The sequence below is a fragment of the Candidatus Anaplasma sp. TIGMIC genome (genome assembly GCF_028204095.1).
GTDB lineage: Bacteria > Pseudomonadota > Alphaproteobacteria > Rickettsiales > Anaplasmataceae > Anaplasma.
The window spans coordinates 32,822-53,337 of record NZ_JAQLOH010000002.1 but is presented as its reverse complement, the minus strand read 5'-3'; the positions used below and the strand labels follow the sequence as shown (position 1 = coordinate 53,337).

The window sequence follows — 20,516 nt, the reverse complement described above, 5'->3', positions numbered from 1 at the left end:
CGAGTTACATGTATTACACAGCGGCGTACATGTAAACTTCCAAAAACGTACCCGCAAACTAAACTATAAATCAGTAGCGCATCACCGCTAAGATACCTATCAGCGCTAATTACACGAATGCCCTCCGTGCCATAACCACATTACATTTGTCCGCTACAACACACCACTCTACTCTGTCTATATTCTAAAGTCGACATAACACTAAGTATAAACACCCCGTCTTGCGCTACCCGCATGGCAAAGTTTCACTTGTATGCCCTTGGGGTGTATGGTATCCTGTCTTATTCGTGAAAGAATTAATATTTTTCTTGAGATATCATAAAAATTGTGCATTTATTGCATAACACTCATCGGATACGCCATAAAGCAGCTGAGGTGTTGTTAAGCGGCACACACCGCAAAAAGTGATAGGTGCACATTGCTGAAAGAAGGCGTGTGGGCCAGCGTGCCTTACAGTATTGTTACTGTGCTCAATGCTACTTGGCGCTACTCCTCCCTTAAGCAATGCTATCTCCTCTTAAATATTAGCTGTGCGTATTAAATAAATTATGGAGCAATCTTATGAATCAAATCACGGAAGACACGTTGGGAAGGCGCATGTATAATGCGAACGATACAGTCCCCATCGTCCTCCTTCTATGCTATATCATTTTCAACGTTATACTTGTTCGACTCGCTGTTTGGGTACTCATATTTACTCTTGCGGTTGAGCTGTTCTCAGCGACAACGGCTACATACCAAGCATTTGTAGACCATCAAAAATCGAAGGATGCTGTGAGAAGTGCTAAGGCAACTGACAAAGTTTTATCGGAATCAACGTCGACTTATCGTAAAAGCACTGCCAGAATTGAAATGCTGTTAGATGCTCACGCGGACGAAGCAGCTGCGCGCTCAAGGCGAAATAAAGCGCTACAGGATCTATTGCTCAATTTGGCATACATAACACTAGGGTTACTTGTGATAGGGCAAGGATTTAAAGTAGTATTGGCGTGGGCTATTATTGCAATAATACCTCACGTATTTCAGACTACGGGAAAATATATACGCCGTGCCAAACAAGCACTGATATCCTTCAGAGACGATATGCTGGGAGAAGGTGGAACTTTGGATAAATTCCTGGCGGAACAACAGGCTCGTAGGGAAAATCAGAATCAAACTTTTAGTGGAATCTTCGCAGCATGGCACTCAACCTCCGAAGTGAGAAGTGACTTCGATGCAACGCCCACAAGGCGCCAGACGCACACGCGAGTGTATGCGGAGGACGTAGTAGAAAGTCTTCCAACTTGCCGTGCTGCAGGGTCTGATTTGCCTAGATCTAGAGTTGATGCGCCAATAAATATAATAAGTACACAGTTGTTGGAACCGGATTTACAAGATCCTGTACAACAGCCACTCGCGCTACTTAGCTAGGATTCATACCACACCCTGACGGTTGAAAAACCTTCAAATGCCGTCAGGGTGCATCGTGTATGCTTAGCGCCATGTTCGATATGTGTAAAACGGCGTTTTGCTAAACGGTGCAATACATTCTAAAGTATTGTAGGAATGAATACCATTGCATCCTCGCGTCTTAGAAAAGAGGTCGTGTTGCTAAAAGAGCACGCTCATATTGACAGACACCCGCACCAAGTGTATAATTGGCCTCCTAGGCGTTTGCAGGATAGCACGTGGGTTGACGCGGCGTTTTTCTGTGTGACGCTTAGTTTATCTCGCACGTGGAAGGTCTCGCTCAGGTTATGCCTTGTCGAAGTACTACCGCCAGCAAAAGGCTGGCTTTCGTGCAGAGTGTGAAGCGAAATATTCCAAGTTTCTTACATGAGTTGCGCACATTGCTGTTGTGCTCCGCGTACTCTGTTTTACTTGCAACTTACTACGCAGGTAAGTGCGTCGCGTTAAAGATGTCAGCGATGGCGTATGCTGTCCGTAATCAAACAGGCAGAGTTCATGATTACTCGTGGTCGTTACTGCGTCAAGAAGGTGTAAGTAGTCGCCGTGACCAATTTTGTAGCTGCAGTCGACATCAGACTCAGTCAAGTGGAGACAGTGCAAAGTCGAGGCCTATCGCCGCATATTTATTTGCTCCGCTTGCTATAGGCTTATCCGGAATAATTGTGGCTTTGGCGGATTTGGCTGCAGCCCTCATTATGATACTGTCGGTATCGGCAGCGGTTGTGATTTTTGGTGTATTTTTTACGCTCTGCAGCGTTGTAAGAAATGTGCATCACGCAGTATGTGGAAACTTGCCCATAAAGCACATTAGGTCCTGCGTGGAAGGGTATGCATCGCAATCTTCTCACTATGTATTGAGAGCAAGAGCAGGATTACGCGGGTTGTTTACTACGCACGCATCCCACAAAGCACCTGCGCCTACCGTTGTTAAGACGTTAAAATCCATCGCACAGTCAGCACTATATGCCATCGCAATGGCATTAGTAGCGTTGATCTCCTCAGTCGTTCTTTTTGCATCTACTGTTATACCTTCTGTACTCATATCACCAATCTCTTTATGCATTTTCCTACCCGTTGCAACTTACAAGCTCTTAGTGGGAGACAAAGACTTTTTTCTGAAATTGCAAGACGATATACAGAACTGGGTAAGGCCCCCGGGAGAGTATGTAGACATTGATGTTAAATGTTACAAAGATTTCCATCCCGTGCCGAGGCGTGTTTGTATAGAAAAAACTGAGCCAGCGTTGCTGTCTCGAGGGGACATTAGTACATCCAGGTCACTGTAGTGCAGAAGAAAATAGGTAGGTTCCTCGGTTCATAGTTCGTACACGCTAGACTATATACAAGTTGAGCCACTTTAGACATCATGGTACAATGTACAAGGCGCCGTCGCTGTGCGCAGAGCGGGTTGCTGCCACGTAGGGTTTCCTTTTTTTTCGTGTGATGATGACCAACAGTGTGGGACTTGCGGCAACGCTGCTCACTCCCTATAAATTATTATATTCCGCCACTGTTATTAGCGGCGTGGGTATGTCGAAGCTTTTGCGCACAACTGCAGTAAAACAATTAAGAGCTGTATGTTATACCGTGTACCCCTGGGTAGTGGCGACTCGCACTCTGTACCAGAGTGTTGTCACAGAAGCCACTGGGTGGACTTGGGGCACAATGACCTGGAGGTTGCTAAGGCTACTGCACGTGGCCGGCGTACGCTTTACCCCTATGGCTGGCATTATCGCTGTAGCAGTGATTCCTGCTCTACTGAGACTTGGCATTATCTTTGCAGGGTCCGTCTATTTTGACACATATGGCTACTATTTGTTTGGTTTGTGTTATATTCTGTTAGATCGCATACTTGGATGTCTCGCAGCTACTGTACCATTTGTTGCTGCGTGCTTTTCTGCTATACTCTCCGCAGTGGTTTCAGTTTCCTCGCTAGTTCTGTCTTCTGTGTACTTCGTTTTATCAGGCACGGTTTTAACTCTATCCATGGTGAGTGGTTTTCTTGTACGAGCTTTTAGTGACATACTGCATGACGCATCTGCGTCCGTAAATATGTGGGTAGCTTCCCTGGCAGAAATTTGCCCATCGCATTTGGGCTGCGAAGTGCTGTACTGCGCTGCTAAGCCTTTAGGACTGGTGTTTTCCTGCATTTTAGGCGTTTTCTCCGTCGCCGCAACGCTTGTATGCTGCACGTTTATACCTGCAGCGATACTATTAGTGGCAGCTCTGGATCTATCACCGTGTTGTTCCGTGATTAAGGAGGAACCCCATATATACAACGACATGCCCCATACAAAGATGATAAAATGTAGTACTGACAGCTATAGTAGCACATTTGAGCAAGGTCACACGTCTGGCAAACCACCAGGTTTCTCCTATGCAGGGTAGGAGATACTAAGAGATAACGGAGTGTTTTAGCATGTGTGCAGTTTAAAACCATACATTCTTTAAACTGAATGTTACCTTCTAGAAAGCATGAGACTCGTTGTTACTTGTGGCAGGAGACATCAATTTAGTGCGTTGAGAAAAACCATAATGATAGGCTGTTTTCGTATTTCGTGGTCAGCCATTTTACAGCATAACAGCTGTGTAGAAGATATCCATACAATGTGCCATAGCCCTAAAACTGCCTCGGCCGTAAAAACTTTAAGGTGCACAGCTAGTTACCACAAACCAAGATTTACGGGTGCATCAGGTGTTTCTGCTATTGTCCCAATGCGCCTGCTCGTGGCATTCTATTCGCATTAAATTGCTACTAATTACATTATGACGCTATGCTTTTATAGCTACTCAACGTAACATTTCGTGCTTCCCATTACGCATACTAACATGTCTACTAGAGCAGTATCACTAATGCACCAGGCACACTGTGGTATTACGACTCCACATAACCGCAGCAGAAAAGGCTCGCTTAGAGTCAACCTATTATACCACCATCCCCCGGCGCCTCTCCGCTGATCTGTATTCCGATAGAAAAATCATCCTTAAAGTGCTCTAGCAAGGAACTGTCAATGTTATGCGCATTCTGCAGATTCCTGTGTAAAACAACAAACAAGATTTACACGAGCATCCTCAATGTAGTACCAAACATTAAGAATAGATCAAAAACTAGCCATGATATCGCCTTTTACACCTTGTGGCGCTGGAGTCTCGGCCAAAAAAATAAAGCCCTTCGTACCTGCCTATACACACAGTTCTCAAAGCGCGAGAAGTAGCAGCACATGCAGCATCTGGTACATCACTAAAGCTCGTGCAGTGCGTTGTAATCAGTGCAAATTTACCTGTATGACCACCGGATCCCGCGGCAAACGGTAATTCATCATATTCAGCTCTGCCATACCGATTAGCGCCTATACTGGCCTCAGCCATGCACCACACTACATTCTGAATGCAACAAAAATAGGCATAGCGCAACATGTTCATCATAAAACACAGCTTTAAACCTGATTACGTGTCACGTTCAAAATTTGAAGTAGTCCGACTAGCCTAGAGTTGGGCAGACAATTTTAAAACGGATTTGCTACACACTCTGCATAAACTACAGTGCCCTTGTGACAGCAAAGTATCCAAAAACAATTCTCCTGATTACTCGCAGTCAGCATATGACAAAACCCACTGGCACGTTAGAAATTATCAAAATTGAACACGAGCAATTTCTGCCATACCGTAACGTTGCCAACATCTACAAAGTGCTTGAATTGCTGATCAAAGTTGGCAAACAAGCGTTATGGTGGTTTAGCATCACTTACCTTGCAAACCAAATCGGTTGACTGCAGTGCACGTGTAGGTAGAATACACACGACGTTTCCCTGTAGTGTGGATCTGTGTGCCTAACGGTATGAGATGTGGTATGTCACTTTATAATGCACATGTGGGCCTGTCCGCACTGTCGCAAAACAGGGCATTGAATGCGCTTCCGGTGATTGCTGCGTTCGCTTTGGCAATGTCGCTTGCTTCGTCGTTGCGCATGTTAAGGCTTGTGGCACATATTTGGGTTCGGGCCGCCTCTGTGCTAGGCATATCTCTTGGGTACGTAGGCTCCGCCGGGAAAATTATCGCTAGGAGTACAAAGTCTCTCCTACACTTTCTGATAAAACAGCTGGAAAGAAGGTTTCGCAGGCGCTTATACGGCTCTAGCAGCTCTTACCGCGCGAAAGATAAGCACGAAAATACGTCTGGCTTTCGTGGACTGCTAGTTTTCCTGTCAGCCTCTCTTGGTACTCTCCTGATCATAACCCTTGGCATCGTAGCAACAGTATTTTCTGCGATAGTGATAACCACCCTGACTGTAACGGGCTTCATGTTCACAACCGCACTGTTTGCATTATCCTGTGCTGCAGGCCTGTACCAACATCTACGACCTTTGCGTACAAACGAAGTGTCTGGCTCCGCGTTAAGCAAGTGCTTCGCTACACCTATTGATTTTATCACAAAAGTTGCTGCTGGCATTGTCTCGGGTACAGCATTAGCACTACTTATGCTACCACCTGTTGCTTTTGTCGCGTTTATACCCGTGGCTGCTGCGTTTGTTGCGCCTGTTCTGGCGTACAAGGCTTACACGAAACGGACGCTTGCTGATTTACTTCTGAACGAAAGTACAGAGTCATGCGTAAGGAACGTATGCTATTCGCTAAACCTTGACAAGTTTGAGCACAGTTTCGGCGAGATAGTCGCCACTAAGCAGCCTCGTCCTATCTCCACGCTCCTGGGCTCTGCTGTTGAATCCATACCATCAGTTGAGTCTTTATTCTCGCTGCGTTGACCATAACCTAAGCGCCCGATTCGTAACGTAACAAGGACGCAATCGAGGTTTGTTTTTGTTAAGAAACCCTACGGACGTGTGGAACCTCTGTAATGTACACAGCAGGAATTCTGCAGCCCCTTTGCGCAGCCCAAACCACTCTATGACTTACTTGCGTCCCCTTGCAAAACAGAAGGCAATAAATAGACACAAAATTATGTATACGGCGTTCCACCCCGAAAGTGATAGGCCCAAGAATACCAAACTTGGAACTTTGCACGAAACAACTTCTTCCTTACTTAGCAAGCTAGACCTTACATCTTCTAAGCTGGCACCAAGCTTTACATCTCCGGCACAGTGCAAAAAGTCTGAGAACCAACCATACTCGAGACCAGCGTGGTAACCGGATATCAAAGCACCAACGAGATAGCTTGCAGTAACTACGTAGAACATGCTTCTATAACCCTTTAGCACCATGATCAGTGCTGGAACAATTGACACAAAGTATGGTATGCGCTCGTACAAACACAGTTTACATGGAACGAGACCGAAACCTAACTGAGACACGTAGGCAATTACAAGCGCCACAGCACTACTTGTAAAAAAAAGAACTCCACACTTCTTCATACGCGTTCACTTCCCTCCTCTGGATACTTCCCCGTTTAAAGGCAAAACCCCATTCGCACGGCAACATACACATATGCACGGGATAACAGCCTCCGCACTGATTACACGATACACTCTGTCAACCTATAAATGCTCTGGGGCCGGCAAGCGCAAAGTCAAAAACAGCTCCCATGTACTTCACAGCGCTGGATACTTGCAAACTGACGCATATGAACGCAGTCATATACATGACAACAAGGGAATAAAAAGCCAACACAACTCCCTCCGACATAATGGAGACGCAGTTGCTATACCGGAGCTGCAATATAGACATGGGCCACGGCTTTATCAAAATCACCACGTTGAAGAAGACAAAAGGCAACAGGAAAAACACCAACAGGTGCATAAAGTAGTTAAACCACAAAGGACACAAAAATATTCCAGAACAGACCTTGTTGTACAGGTGCATCAAACTGTCGTAGAGCGCTACTGTTGCAGGCATAGAAAGAGCAGCTGTCAATAACTGCCCGAACGCCACCTGTATGACTATTGTGTCACCACCATACACCCCTACATCGCGGTCACCACTCATGACGAATATGGAAATCGCACCAAGGAACAGTAATAAAACCGAGATCTGCAAGAAGAACGGTGCCAGAACTAACCCTGTACTAAACGCTGCATTAGCCAGAACCGGCGGAGAGCCACACACTATGTAGCACAATACATGGGCAAAAAACAAAACCGCAAGCGCAGTCCAGTGCTCCTGCCAAGCGGGAAGGTGCCCCATGCCCATGAAAGTGCTTATCATCTTAGCTGGGACAACCGCACGGACAAGCTTCATCAAAAGCCTGCAAAAGGACTTTAACATATCAAACTCTACAAAACAGAGCCAAAACTCCCGCGACCCAGTACTAAATACCTTTTCCCGCAAGTATGTCAATTGTTTTTCCAAATAGCTTGACCTGTGCAAGGAGAACTAGTAGAATTCAGCCGTTTCGTGTTTGGTGTTTTTCCGTGGCTAAAAAGGGCGCTACTCTGCTGGTAAAGCTTGTAAGCAGTGAAGGTACTGGGTATTTTTACGTGAAGAAGCGTGACCCAAAAAAGCTAGTTCAGAAGCTTTCTTTTCGCAAGTATGATCCTGTGGCAAGGAAGCATGTGTTATTTAAGGAAGAAAAACTCAGGTAATAGCTTAGTCGTTTACGCAGGTTTTGCCGTTCTCGAGCCTGTTGAGGGCCGGGGTGGGTTTTCTGCTGTGCGCCTGCGTTTATCACCATTTCGCTCATCATATTCGTAGATATGGTAGCTGAAGGTCCTCGTGTCGGGTTTGTACATAGTGTTGAGTCCGTGCGCGAGCCTGTTCTCATGTTTTAGGCAAAACGGAATTCTAGCCTTCAGGTAGCTCTTATATCTGCCCAGGTATCATCGTTCCGTAGCTATGCTCCTTGGAAAAAAACTGGTTGCTGTCGCTGTTAGTGGAAACAGATGGAAAAAAGGCGAAAACGAAAAATTCCAGTTAAGAAGTACTAATCAAAATCAACTGTAGATTTACCGCTTACGAAACCGGTAGCGGATACGAAGAATGCTTTATCTTTGAAGGGCAACTAAAAACATCACCACATTTACGGTATTAGAGCCGGCATTTTGACAGTACAACACATGTGAAGCAGCTATCCTAACATAAGGAAGAGCGCGCGTTGACCTAACAAATCAACATACGCATAACTCAAACGCTTTTCGCACCAAACGTAAAATTATTTTAAATCCATACTTACTGCCAAAGTGCTACCCGCTACCGCTCCACTAATTAACGGTAAAAGGGAGACTAACGCTAAACACTCATCCTTCTACTGTGAGCAATAACATCTGCTTTCTTGTGAAAACATTGCAAAACAAACTCGCCATAACACTGGACAAACTGGAATGGATCCACACCTACCATTCGCCGCAAAATACTCGCAAAACAATGGCTTTTGAGACCGGACGTAAAAACATCCAACGTGCGCCTGTTTGCAGTACGCGCTACACACCGCATTCATCATGATCTGAAACACATATGATTAAGTATACGGCTACCTTACAAAGGGCATCCTACTTCCGTGGCAAGTGCTCACCATGACAGGTGATATTTCACGATTACGGTTGTGAAAGCCACTTATGCGACTCCCAGGAGAAGAAGACTCACTACTACAACTCTGTGACGAACACAAAATTCCACGCTTTACATCGTGAACATCCCCCTCTTGAGGAGAAAAGTGGCTTTTTATTGCACCATAAAGCGCAACCCTGCGGCGTCTATACCGGGAACCGTGATTTGCAGGTTCGCTAACATCCGCCAGATACTCATCCAAGCTTTCTAGGTCCTTGTAGGTGCCACCAGAGCCTGATGTCCCCATACTATCAGAATATCTGCTCGAACTATCAGAATTATCCTTCTTTCTGGATCTCACTTGTCTTTCGTGCCCCATAGGAAAGTGTAAATGCTCTCTACAACTTTGTCCTTCCTTAACAACTTGCGATCTGCAGTAGATGATATATACAGCGCTTATAGGCGCAGTGAGCGCCAAAATACATATGGCTTGCACCTTCCATGATAGTGTAGAACTAAAGCTCAGGCCTAAAGCTGGAATTAGAGAGTTTGCGTTGAGAACAGTGGCGACTACAAACGCCGCAACAACGAATGTTATTACTCCAGCACAAGCAACAGCACTACGCCTGGATCTACTAGCGTTACGTGCTCTACGCATCATCACTTTTCTTCCGTTGTAGTCCAGTAAGCCTTTAGCAGACAAAACTTTTGAGTATGGCACCATCCTGCAGCTGACTTCCGTTGTGAGGCTTTGTCGCGGATCTTCAAGTAATATGTTTATTACCGCCTTATCCCTGTTTATAATTGCCAAATCCATAGGCGTACGACCGTGAGACCTGACATTCAAGTCTAACTCACTGAAACTCAGTAACTTCCTCACAAAACCCAGATCTCTCGCCCGCACTGCCATGTGCAACAATGTCCCACTATCAGTCTTCAGATTTAGCGCAGTGCTACCTCCTGGGCCCATCACCGTGGGATCACACCCAGCATGCTCTATTAGAAACTTTGCTATGTTTAGATTCTTTGATTCTACAGCAATGTACAACGGCGTGCTACCACTGGATGAATGCCCTCTTTCACAAACTAGTTCATCAATCCTGTCTCTATCTGCTTTAGTGACTCCTTCACTCTGTGTACGAGACAGTTCCTCACACGCATGGGACATTATAACATCGTGTCCTTTATTGGCATCAGACCGCACATGAGGGTCTATAGCCTTCACATTCTCAACGATGTACTTAACAACTCTCACACTGTCGCTAGCACATCCTGCTGCATAATGTAGAATGTTCTGCCCATCGGCATCAAGATACAGCAACGACTCTGGCTGTTTATTATGAAGGTACGAAATGACTTCAAGCGCTCCGTTTAGCGCTGCTACATGCGCAGCCGAAGTAAATGGCATTTTTTTAGGTACGACCGACGCACCTGCATTTAGAAGCTGCTCCACCACATCAACGTAGTTCATAGATGCTGCAAAATGAAGCGCAGTATACCCATACGCATTCGTCCTGTTGATGCAAATAGTCTCATTCGCCAGTAGCCATTTGACAACCTCTACATGGCCAAAATACGCTGCCAAGGCTAAAATCTGTGTATCCGCATTACCAATATCTGCAGAATACATTGTGTTCCTACTTTCACAAGGAGAGTAGGAAACTTCTAGCGAAGGGTATGCGAACACACTACACTTGCGAAACCTAGTAGTCAACTGGAGGCTATCTACACGAGCGGCATTTTCTGACTCTGCTCGTCTCACAGAAATCCTGCCGAAGTACATGTTTTTGTACTTCTGCGTAGCCTTGAAGCTGTTCAATTCGTTTCTTAGCACCCTGGTGCACTTTAAAAAGAATTCTATAATGTTCAAGTGCTCACCACTCACAGCTTCTATAAGGACTCCTGCTGTAACCTCGAGATCCAGACCTATCATTGCCACAAAACCCAGTCCCACATCCATTGTGGCATTGTCTTTACCCATAGCTTCTATGAGATTGTTTACTCCAATGCTGTCTAGCAATAAATCAATTACCTCATATGATCCATCTTCCCTCTCGTAACCTTTAAGGGCCTCATGCATGGCGTACACAACGGCTAACACATTATCGCTTCTATTGTAGGTCTCACGCATGCCTATATCACTTCGTGCACCGAGATTTATTAATTTCTTAACCATTTGTGCACACTTTTTCTCGACTGCATAAAATATCGGCGTCTTCTCGTCCTGCTCACACACAGCTTTCAATATATTTTCCGCAACAACAGGACTCGCTACAGCCTTCTGCTGCGCAATGGAATCAATGTCTCCACCTCTGCGGACAATGAACTCACATACATCGCAGACATCGTCCACATACACAGAACTACCCACTATAAATGGGATATGTATTACATAACATTCATGCAATACTACCGTATCATTTCGGGACCAGTGGACGATTGGAAGCGTATCTGCAGAGACAGCATATACAAAGCTATTCTTAGTCTTGTTGTGTAGAACGCAGAGCCTTTTTTTCGCAAACTGCTCATCCTCTTTACACGCCCGTACGATCTCGCTTAGAACATCGACACTTCTTGTTACACAGTTCATTCTACGTACTACTTCTTGGGAGACAGTACCCCCGTCGTCACTGGGCATAGTTAAAGGCATCCCCATGCACTTACCAATGTCTTTGTGATGTCTCAATTTTTCGGAAATCCAGATTTTATGCAAGTTGCGGACGTATGTAAGAGATTTATTGCACGTTTGGAGTTAATACAGGGGTAATAACTAATTTCTTTACATTAATTGCACGTTAACACGCATCGAATTACGCTTATGCTGCGCGACTATAGAGGTTATTGCTTGTCACACGTATTAAGAACGCACTATGTGTCATGTCAGCTCTGTGGTATCTGAAGATGTGTAGTTTGCATTATATTTCTTAACACTTCACCACATTTTTCTCTGCGATTTGTCAAGCCATATCCCACACATGTGCTACTTTGTAACTCTGTATATAACGTTGGTTAAGCGCGCTGACGAACATAACTAAGATTGGATAATAGCCCCTATCATTGCGCCCCATCTACTCTGGAAGTAACATGAAGTGTCCGTGAACCACATAACAGTATTTACACCGCTCCCATGGCTACTAACAGCAAAGTTTCATGGGCGCTGCACCGAGTAGTCAATTCTATGTTTGATTTCCTAATTTTTATAGGTATATTCTAGTGCCACGCTGTTCTGGCGCGGGCGGTGGTTTTCTTTGGTTTTAGTTATGGGTATGTATGGAAGGTGGTGAGACACGTGGAGAGGCTGTCGGCGTAAATTCTGCTAAGGAGCGCGCGGTCAACGTAGGATTAGTTGAAGAAGTCAGACCACACGTTATGGCGTCGATAATTGAGTGTCTAAAGCTAAAGGACGAACAGAAGGACATGCTCTGCGGCACTACTAATTTGGCAAAAGACTTTAATCTCGACAGTTTGGATTTCGTTGATCTTATAATGTCATTGGAGGAAAGGTTCTCAATTCACATCTCTGACGAGGATGCACAAAAGTTGGAGACTGTTGACGATATCTGTCATTACATTGCAAGCAAGAGTGATTCTGATGCTCAGGAAGAAAACTGAGCTAACTGTTTCTGTTTTACGGCAAAGTGCACGGTGTTGACTGCAGTGCGTATATGGTTTATGACGTTAAACGCCCTTACGCACTTTCACTGTATTGGTGTAAGTTGCAGGCGCATAGGTTCGGCATAAGGTTTGTGGATATATTTGTGGTGTGCAAAAATGGCTGAATGCAGGAGAGTTGTGATAACCGGTGTCGGGCTGGTGACGCCTTTGGGCGTTGACACTGCGTCGGTTTGGGATCGTTTGGTGAAGGGTGAGTCCGGTATCAGCGCTATTAGCAGGTTCGATGTTAGTGACCTAGATTGCAAGATAGGTGGCCAAGTAGTTTCCAAAGGCGAAGCAGATGATTACATGTTTGACCCAGAGGTTTGGGTAGACGGTAAAGACGTAAAAAAAGTAGACAACTTTATCTTGTTTGGAGTTGCCGCTGCCGACATGGCGCTCAAAGATGCCGGCATACTTGACAGTAACTACGACCCGAGTCGCATAGGCGTGCTAGTGGGGTCTGGAATTGGAGGTTTGCCTTTCATTGAGAAAAACATTACCACACTTGTAGAACGGGGGCCTAGACGTGTGAGCCCTTTCTTCATACCTGGAAGTTTGGTGAACTTACTACCTGGGCACATTTCGATCAAGTATGGATTTACTGGTTACTGTAATTCTGTCGTGAGTGCCTGCGCTACGGGAGCTATAGCGATAGCGGAAGCTGCTCGTGCTATCAAAATTGGCGACTGCGATGTTGTTGTTGCTGGCGGTGCAGAAGCGGCAATAAGCCGCGCCGGGTTGGTTGGGTTCGGCGTAATCAAAGCATTATCTACAAAATACAACGATACACCGAGTGTCGCATCGAGACCATGGGATAGTGGCCGAGATGGATTCGTCATGGGTGAGGGTGCTGGTGTCATGGTTCTTGAGGACTATGAATACGCGAAGAGGCGCGGTGCTAGGATTTTGGCAGAGCTCTCTGGTTATGGTCTCACATCGGATGCCCACCACATTACCGCACCCCACCCTCAAGGTGTTGGCGGTGCGCATGCTATGGAATTAGCCCTCAAGGCGGCTGGTATCACTTGTAGCGACATTGGCTACATTAACGCACACGGAACTTCTACACCAGTAGGGGACAGTGTGGAGATTGCGGCAGTGAAAAGTGTATTTCAGGATCACGCTAAGAAGCTAGCCATTTCATCGACGAAGTCCTCAATAGGTCACCTTTTAGGTGCCGCCGGTGGTGTGGAGGCCATATTCTCGGTTCTAGCATTGCGCAGTGGTGCAATACCTCCTACGCTGAATTTACACGATTCGACAGAAGATAGTGATTTAAACCTTGTACCTCTTGTAGCACAAGAACGTTCAGTATCGCATGTTCTTTCCAACTCTTTTGGATTCGGTGGCGTTAACGCATCTCTTATCTTCAGTCGCATTTAAGTTAAGTAAAGGCTTGGAAGACGTGGCGCGAATCGGGCAGCTCTCCACTGAACTTGCACGCAGCGTGCATGGTTAGCTAGAGGCGCCAGGCTTTTCTCTTGATAAGTTGCGCGTACACATAAATTGGGCACAATAAAAAGTGCATATATGCAGGACAGATATGCCTGAATGCGGAGTAGTACGTTATGCACTTTCTTGCAGTAATCCAGTACAGCTCTTATCGCGTTTTTTAGTATACATAGTACATCTGTTGCTTGAAGGTGTATTTTTTACGTGGTAGACTGCCCGACGATTCTCAATTCTCGCTATATAAATTTAAGAAATTAATTTTTATACGGATATGAAAATATTATCGCATGACAGCTCTGAAAATCTAGTGGATTGTCTTAGGCTAGCGAGGACACCTAAAGTCGGTCCCCTGATGTTTAAAAAACTTATTGAACTCTATCGCAGTGCTGGAAATGCTTTAGATGCTCTGCGTTCAGGGGAATGTCCGAAAATAAAGTCAGTGTGTTCTCTGTATGAGGCTGAAAAAGAACTAGATATGTGTCAGCGTATGGGAGCAAAAATAATAAGTATTTTTGATGCAAACTATCCGAAGACGTTATCACATATATTTGATCCTCCACCAGTAATAACCATACTCGGTGACGATTCATTGCTCAGTAGCACAGATATTGTTGCATTAGTTGGTAGCAGAACTCCTTCTACAAATGGAATGCGCATTGCGTATGAGCTATCAACTGCACTGGCGGCAGAAGGTTATGTAACGGTGTCTGGCTTAGCCCGAGGAATAGATAGCGCAGTGCATAGTGTAATTTATAAAAAGAAGCCAACTATTGCGATTATCGCAAATGGCATAAATGTTATATACCCACGAGAAAATGCAAAGCTGTACAAGATGATTGCTAACGAAGGTGGTTTGCTGATTTCCGAGTTACCGTTTTCTACTATTCCGAAAGCTGCGCTATTTCCACAGCGTAATCGCATAATTTCGGGACTGTCGCTGGGAGTCGTGGTGGTGGAAGCCTCGCGCAAATCTGGGTCTCTTATAACAGCTAACGCTGCCATTTCCCAGGGTAGAGATCTATTTGCAGTACCTGGTTCACCCTTGGATGCAAGATGTTCTGGCAGCAATGATCTCATAAAGCAAGGTGCATTTCTTGTAGAATCTGCTTTGGATATCCTTAATGGACTAGGAGCATCCGCTAGCACTTTCTCCATAAGACAGCACTCATATGAAGTTGAGCACCGAGATACTGCACGTTACGGGAATGGCATGGAACGGATTCAGCAATTGATACTAAACAAACTTAGCGCATCACCTACCAGTGTCGATGATTTACTTTCTTGTACCAAAATTAGCATTAGCTCACTACTGGCTGCGCTGTTAGCCCTTGAGCTTTCAGGAAAAATCGAAAGACTTCCTGGTAACAGGTTTGCACTCATGACTAAATATCCCCCTGAAGTCGCAATCTAAAAAGGTAGTTATCATAAGATTCCTTGACGTACTATACCTCACTTGAGACGGATTTTCTTAACTGTAAGCATACATTGCCATTTTTTACACAGTAAATTGTCAATTTTAGTCACGTTCTACTGTTGGACCATAACATATTCGACTAGCTATGGCCGCAGAACAATTTGACGTCGCAACACTACCTTGAAGAGTCATCCATAAGGCGCTTGATAGCTAACACAAAACTCACACCGCATTCTTTGTTCGCATTAGAACTGGTCCCCCCCCCCCTATCCGCTCTGGGATACGCTGTGCATAACACGCTCTGGTGGCTACCTATGAATAAAAAGTACATTCTCTACATACTTTGGGTAGTAGCCATAAGACCTGGACAGATTATTAGTATCGTGCAGCAATAGCGGCAACCGTCACGTTGCGTTAACATCGCATATTATGAACCCCTTTTGGGTAACCATGCAGTAACTGTAACAAGGGAAACTAAAAACTCTTCCTTACCAAGGTTCCGGAAAACTGACACTATCGCATGTGCAGAATTACGTTATGTACTTAAATCCCGTGCGCGTATCAACAGTTACAGGGTTCGCACTGGTGATGTGCACAATCTCGGTAACGTCTCTACTCAGCCGTGATATGGTATTTTACAGCACACACAACACAAAACCTTATGCAAATCGCGTAGTTGAGAATTATATCTCCGATTATTCCTGAGAATAAAAATTCTGTCCCAATCACCCACTGCGTCACAAGTCGGAATACAACGACAGCGTACATTACAGAGTATTGTGTCTACAACGCAGCCTGGCCTCTCAGATATACCACTGGACAGTAGATAACATAATACCACGTTGCAGCTGCTATTCTTTGCAAAACTGATTTTACTTGGTGCGCTAAGTTCTCTCAAACAGTTTGTCTATCTCGGATAGGCTGAGTTTGACGTATGTAGGTCTTCCGTGATTGCACTGTCCGGAATGTGGAGTACTTTCCATATTTCTAAGCATAGCGTTCATCTCTTCCAACTTCATTACTCTGCCACTTCTTATAGAACCGTAGCAAGCCACAGTACCACAAATATGACTCAGCTTTTCCTTCATAAACAGCTCTTCACCTCGAGCTATAATTTCCTCCACGATCTTTGCAATGAGCGCTTTGGCATCTACAACGCCAAAAACGGTGGGAACCTCCCTAACTACCATGGTTAGATTGCCCATTGGCTCAATAACAAGACCAAGCTTTAAAAGCCCTTCTCGGTGTTCATTTAGTAAATCAAACTCATATTCGTTCGCAAGTTCCACAAATTCAGGAATCAGTAGCACTTGCCTCTTTATCCCGTCCTGTTCTGTGACTTTCTTTATGTATTCGCATACTAGGCGCTCATGCGCGGCATGTTGATCTACTATGATAACGTAGTCTTTCGCACGTGATACTATGTATCTTTCGAACAGCTGACAAACGGCGTAGCCCAAAGGATGTTCCTCAATCAGCACCCCGACATCCTTGCTATTGTCACACAGAGGACGTAAAACAGTGTGTTTTGAGGACATATCATCGAACGTCTCCGTACTTGGGTGCATACTCGTATTGAATTTTTCCCCGTGCTCAAAGGCCGTTTCATTTCCATACGACATACGCATATTGTGAACGTCCTCTTTTAGCTTGAAGCGCGCTAGAGGCTCCACACCCTCTTCTTCCACTGCAGAAAATCTCTCGTAGGTTTTCTCGAAATTATCCTTGGCAAAGTGGTCACACCCTGCAGCATGCGCAGCGTCTTGCGAAAATCTTGCGTACACATTGCTAGAAAGAGCCTCGCTTATTGCGTCTACTACTACCTTGTATACCAAGCGCTTGTCCCGGAACCTTACTTCCAGCTTGCTGGGATGCACATTCACATCAACGTATGACGGATTGATATCCAAACTTAGCACAACAACAGGATACCTGTCCTTGGGAATAAATCCGCTATATGCAGATCTTACCGCACTCTGAAGTAATTGACTATGAACAGGCCTGTTATTGACAAAAATGTGCACCATACCCGGCTTCGACTTGTTAAAAGTTGGAAGACTGACATGCCCGTGAACCTTCAAGTAGTCTACGCAGTTGCTAACTTCGAGTGATTGCTCCAAGAATACGTCGCCAAAGGACCTCATCTCGCTCAGCCTCTCAGAAAGACATCCACGGGCCATATACTTGAAAACCTGGCGCTCCACTATGGTCAGCGAAAACGCTATTGAGTAGTTTATTATCGCAAGTTTATTTAGCAAATCTACGATACTCTGCACTTCCGCTTTTTCTGTGCGTAAAAACTTAAGCCTAGTAGGTGTTGCAAAAAACAAATCCCTGACTTCTACGTGCGTGCCGCACGACAAAACACTTGGTGCAAGGTCTTTCGTTTTTTCCCCTCCCTCAAATGTAACTGACCATGCCTTTTCCGCGTCAACATGTTTAGATACCATCTTAACCCTTGCAACAGCAGCGATCGATGTCAGACCTTCTCCCCTAAAGCCCATGGTTGTCACATTTTCAAGATTGCCGTCAGCGAGTTTCGAAGTTGCATGACTTATGAACGCTTTTTCCATTTCATCACATGCAATACCACAACCGTCGTCACTCACTGAAATGAGGTTTCGACCGCCTTTATCTACGCTTACACTAATGTTCTTTGCACCGGCATCTATGGCGTTTTCCACCAGTTCTTTAACAACACTTGCAGGACAATCTATAACCTCACCGGCAGCAATTTTATTTATTGTATGAGCATTCAAAATCACTATAGGCACATCACTACCACAACAATACCGTCTCTAACCCGATACCATAGTATAACTATGACGGAATCACGCAACACCATGCTTATTTGTTTTGAAAAGTGGCAATATCACACATCACAATAGCTTCGATGATAGAGTGCAGAAGTGTACTGTTCTCATAGGTACGCCCAACCATGCAGTCATAATAGGTTACGGTGTATGGTGTTTAAAATAGTTTTTCTTTTATACCATACAGTACATGGGTCAACGATTAAGTTTTAGTTTTACAGTCTTCGTCAATTATCACACTTCCAATCCCCTCCTAGAGGGCCTTGTGAGTGTATCATAACCGTTACCAGAGCCTTTGCCCAGCAGAACTACCACCGCGTATACTCGTACGACTCAAAATCATGCATATCATCGACAAAAAGTGTTTGTGATCCAGGAAGGCTACACTGGTAATGGAGGCTATTATGCACAGAGTTTTTGTGTTGACCTCGAGCAATTAAAGGTATAGAGATTACCGACTGTGCGGTGGCTTTTCAGGTGTAGGTGTGTCTGTTGACTACGTGCATGAAGGAATCTCGGTGCTTGGAGTATTTGCGGAGTCCGGCATCGTGGTAAAGCTTGTGATGCTGGTTCTTGTTTCGTTATCTATTGCTTCTTGGGCTGTTATCTTCAAGAAACACTTATCCTTTGCAAAGCATAAACAAGAGTTAAGGGACCTAGAAATTCTGTTTAGCACTCAGGGCATGTCCACGAACCTCCACGAAGTAGTGGAGTGTAGCGATGGCGTTGTATCTTCCATACTGCAACACGGCATACGGAATACCAGGCTCGTGCAAAATAAGAAAGAGGGTTTTCACAGATTTGTGGGAGCTGCATTGAGCAGGGCTGTTGGTAAACTCGAAGAGCACTTGGAGCTGCTGGCAACTGTAGGGTCATCTTCGCCGCTAGTTGGGTTACTCGGTGCAATTTGGAAAACAGTTGAAGGTCTTAGGTCTTTGCAGGCAACTGGCGCATCTGTGGAGATGGCGTCACTTGGGCCCGATATAGCCGAAGCTCTGTATGTGACCGCGTTGGCTCTGGTGGTCGCAATACCCGCAAATGCGTTTTACAGTAAGTTTTCCGCCGATGTGACAAAAATATCTAACCGTCTTGGTAATCTTGTGTGCGAGCTGAGCACATTCATTGCGGACAATGAGTGCAGGTCCTAGTTGTGCGGCGTCTCGTTAGTCCCACCTATGGCGTAGGGATCGTTCACATGTGGGGTCCCGTATCAGGTCTTGCGTTGTGCTTGTATTCTCTTAATATCGTAAAAATATAGCAAACTGTGATGCTTATGGAACATGCAAAGCTAATCCTGTTGTCTTGACCGCTTTGAAAAACAGTACTATGTATTTAGGCGGTTGGTTTTCGAGTGGTAAGTCATAAGCCTTCCGGTCGTATGCTGCGTAGCCTGTGTGAGGGGCTTGTTACCTCGGGGTCCGTGGGGTGTGCGCCTATGTGGGTTGTCGTGTGCGGTCGGTTGCTTTGCATTGCGTGCCGGAAAAGCAGTTGAAAACTCAGCTAATGTGGTTGCCGATGTTTGGAGCGGGTTGGAGCATACGTAGCACGCTGAGAAACAATGTCCATGTTGTTTCGTCTTTGCTTGTGCATGCGGTTATGTGTGTATTCTTGGTTGTGCATACATCGCCAGTACGTTCTTCAGGGACTGGGCTTAATTGTCCCGATGGTTGTCCAAGTGGCCGTGGGGGACCTGCAGATTGCCGCAATGCCGACTTAACGAAGGAGTCCGGCGACGCCCTTTCGGAAGATACCAATGTGCGGCTTGGTCAAGCGTCTGGGCTCATGCCTCCCGGCATCTCGAGCTATAACCCTGCCAGGATGTCGCTGGCCAGATCACATAGCGACTCATTACATGATGGCCTGGAGCAGGCCGATGTTGTTGCTCATGCAGAGCGTACTGAAGGTACGGAGATTGGTGGTCCCCGTCCGAATAGAAGGAAGGCGAGACATTCCGCTCGTGTGGTGGGTACACGAGAAAAAGACACAGGAATTTCTGGAAAGGTGATGAATGCAGTAGTAAGCCATTTCGCCAGCTGTTGGACACTACCGTCTGTAATGTCTCACGCTGAAGACTCTGTAGTAAAGATAAACGTAGCACTTGGCCCTGATGGTACAGTAATAAAGGCTAACGTTGCAGATGAGCTTTTGTACGGCCAGAATCCGTTTTTTCGCGCCGTTGCCGATAGTGCCCTACGCGCCGTTCACAGATGCAGCCCTGTTTCAGATCTAGTGAATACAGACTTCAGCCTGTGGAATGAAATGGTAGTAACATTTGAACCTTACTAGAACTGTTCG

General features: G+C 45.4%; 16 protein-coding genes. 8 read left to right on the top strand and 8 right to left on the bottom strand.

The features are described 5' to 3' along the window. Nucleotides 1–561: 561 nt before the first annotated feature. Entirely contained in the window at nucleotides 562–1,410 is an 849-nt protein-coding gene (locus PGW94_RS00520) for a hypothetical protein (RefSeq protein ID WP_271757365.1), read from the top strand. A gap of 886 nt (nucleotides 1,411–2,296) precedes the next feature. On the opposite strand, the gene PGW94_RS00515 is transcribed toward PGW94_RS00520, so the two are convergent. The 4 genes from PGW94_RS00515 to PGW94_RS00500 form a co-directional block, all read right to left on the bottom strand. Then, on the bottom strand, nucleotides 2,297–2,512 hold the full coding sequence (locus PGW94_RS00515) for a hypothetical protein (RefSeq protein WP_271757362.1): 216 nt from the start codon (nucleotides 2,510–2,512) through the stop codon (nucleotides 2,297–2,299). 766 nt (nucleotides 2,513–3,278) lie between these two features. Continuing rightward, complete coding sequence (locus PGW94_RS00510; RefSeq protein WP_271757354.1) at nucleotides 3,279–3,728, bottom strand: hypothetical protein; 450 nt, start codon at nucleotides 3,726–3,728, stop codon at nucleotides 3,279–3,281. 638 nt (nucleotides 3,729–4,366) lie between these two features. Further along, nucleotides 4,367–4,504 (bottom strand): hypothetical protein, encoded by a 138-nt coding sequence (locus PGW94_RS00505; protein WP_271757352.1) that lies wholly within the window; start codon nucleotides 4,502–4,504, stop codon nucleotides 4,367–4,369. A 53-nt stretch (nucleotides 4,505–4,557) separates the two neighbouring features. Next, nucleotides 4,558–4,818: a hypothetical protein gene (locus PGW94_RS00500; RefSeq protein ID WP_271757349.1), complete on the bottom strand. Its 261-nt coding sequence runs from the start codon at nucleotides 4,816–4,818 to the stop codon at nucleotides 4,558–4,560. A 481-nt stretch (nucleotides 4,819–5,299) separates the two neighbouring features. Here PGW94_RS00500 and PGW94_RS00495 point away from each other — a divergent pair, with 481 nt between their 5' ends. Continuing rightward, a complete protein-coding gene (locus tag PGW94_RS00495) occupies nucleotides 5,300–6,211 on the top strand; it encodes a hypothetical protein (protein ID WP_271757346.1) in 912 nt (303 codons plus the stop codon). Nucleotides 6,212–6,358: 147 nt separating this feature from the next. On the opposite strand, the gene PGW94_RS00490 is transcribed toward PGW94_RS00495, so the two are convergent. Both PGW94_RS00490 and PGW94_RS00485 read right to left on the bottom strand, forming a co-directional pair. Then, nucleotides 6,359–6,817, bottom strand: coding sequence for a disulfide bond formation protein B (locus PGW94_RS00490; RefSeq protein WP_271757343.1), 459 nt, complete (start codon nucleotides 6,815–6,817; stop codon nucleotides 6,359–6,361). Nucleotides 6,818–6,935: 118 nt separating this feature from the next. Continuing rightward, nucleotides 6,936–7,751: a phosphatidylglycerophosphatase gene (locus PGW94_RS00485; protein WP_333939406.1), complete on the bottom strand. Its 816-nt coding sequence runs from the start codon at nucleotides 7,749–7,751 to the stop codon at nucleotides 6,936–6,938. Nucleotides 7,752–7,813: 62 nt separating this feature from the next. Here PGW94_RS00485 and rpmG point away from each other — a divergent pair, with 62 nt between their 5' ends. Then, complete coding sequence (gene rpmG / locus PGW94_RS00480) at nucleotides 7,814–7,984, top strand: 50S ribosomal protein L33 (protein WP_011451011.1); 171 nt, start codon at nucleotides 7,814–7,816, stop codon at nucleotides 7,982–7,984. An 884-nt stretch (nucleotides 7,985–8,868) separates the two neighbouring features. Here the strand turns inward: rpmG and PGW94_RS00475 are convergent. Then, nucleotides 8,869–11,541, bottom strand: a complete 2,673-nt coding sequence (locus tag PGW94_RS00475) for an ankyrin repeat domain-containing protein (RefSeq protein ID WP_271757324.1) — start codon at nucleotides 11,539–11,541, stop codon at nucleotides 8,869–8,871. Nucleotides 11,542–12,155: 614 nt separating this feature from the next. On the opposite strand from PGW94_RS00475, the gene PGW94_RS00470 reads away from it, so the two are divergent. The 3 genes from PGW94_RS00470 (at nucleotide 12,156) to dprA (ending at nucleotide 15,405) form a co-directional block, all read left to right on the top strand. Beyond that, nucleotides 12,156–12,497, top strand: coding sequence for an acyl carrier protein (locus PGW94_RS00470; RefSeq protein WP_271757321.1), 342 nt, complete (start codon nucleotides 12,156–12,158; stop codon nucleotides 12,495–12,497). A 159-nt stretch (nucleotides 12,498–12,656) separates the two neighbouring features. After that, nucleotides 12,657–13,925 (top strand): beta-ketoacyl-ACP synthase II, encoded by a 1,269-nt coding sequence (gene fabF / locus PGW94_RS00465; protein ID WP_271757317.1) that lies wholly within the window; start codon nucleotides 12,657–12,659, stop codon nucleotides 13,923–13,925. A gap of 421 nt (nucleotides 13,926–14,346) precedes the next feature. Continuing rightward, entirely contained in the window at nucleotides 14,347–15,405 is a 1,059-nt protein-coding gene (dprA, locus tag PGW94_RS00460; RefSeq protein WP_271757314.1) for a DNA-processing protein DprA, read from the top strand. 887 nt (nucleotides 15,406–16,292) lie between these two features. Here dprA and mutL read toward each other — a convergent pair. After that, nucleotides 16,293–18,182 (bottom strand): DNA mismatch repair endonuclease MutL, encoded by a 1,890-nt coding sequence (mutL, locus tag PGW94_RS00455; RefSeq protein WP_271757306.1) that lies wholly within the window; start codon nucleotides 18,180–18,182, stop codon nucleotides 16,293–16,295. 524 nt (nucleotides 18,183–18,706) lie between these two features. Between mutL and PGW94_RS00450 the strand changes: the two genes are divergently transcribed. Then, the gene (locus PGW94_RS00450) at nucleotides 18,707–19,369 is read left to right on the top strand and encodes a MotA/TolQ/ExbB proton channel family protein (protein ID WP_271757303.1); all 663 of its coding nucleotides are present in this window, start codon (nucleotides 18,707–18,709) and stop codon (nucleotides 19,367–19,369) included. Nucleotides 19,370–19,670: 301 nt separating this feature from the next. Next, nucleotides 19,671–20,507: a cell envelope integrity protein TolA gene (locus PGW94_RS00445; protein ID WP_271757300.1), complete on the top strand. Its 837-nt coding sequence runs from the start codon at nucleotides 19,671–19,673 to the stop codon at nucleotides 20,505–20,507. Nucleotides 20,508–20,516 lie beyond the last annotated feature (9 nt).